The following is a 529-nucleotide window of genomic DNA, read 5'->3' on the forward strand; positions in this document are numbered from 1 at the left end:
CTCACTGAGCAGCAGCCCATCGCCGAGCAGCGTGCCGATGGCGTCGTCCTGGAAGTCCGGTTTGTGGTACTTCGCGTCCTCGGTCACCAGCACCCGCTCGATGTCCGCGGGATTCGTGACCATATACGTCTCGATCGGCCCGAGGTCGAAGCGCGCCACGTCGCCGTAGGCGTCCGCGACGCTCGTGAGAAACGTGAAGGGGTCTCGCGCGTACTGGCGGCTGTTCCCGAAGACCGGTACGCCCGCGGGTCCAGGCGGCTGAGTTCGCATCGGGGTCTAGTTGGTCTCCACCGATATCAGCCGTTCGGCCGATCAGGTATCAGCCATTCGCCGATCAGGTATCAGCCATTCGCCGATCAGGAGTCGGGGCGCGTGGGCAGTTCGCGAGAGGCGGCGGCTACGGCCGCGGTGGCTCGCCCGAGTAGGCGTCGAGGTCGGCGTAGAAGTTCAACATCGCGAATTTCAACTTCTCGGGGTCGACGTCGACGAGTTCGGCGCGCTCCTCGGGGGGAAAGCTCTCGCGGACGCC

Annotated in this window: 1 protein-coding gene; it reads right to left on the reverse strand. The window is 65.6% G+C overall.

Annotated features, from left to right (window positions below; all coding sequences use genetic code 11):
* Positions 1-270 (reverse strand): cytochrome P450 (locus DEQ92_RS21770; protein WP_115821776.1); only part of this gene is annotated, 270 nt, incomplete at its 3' end.
* Positions 271-529 lie beyond the last annotated feature (259 nt).

The organism is Haloferax sp. Atlit-6N (assembly GCF_003383195.1).
GTDB classification, from domain to species: domain Archaea; phylum Halobacteriota; class Halobacteria; order Halobacteriales; family Haloferacaceae; genus Haloferax; species Haloferax gibbonsii.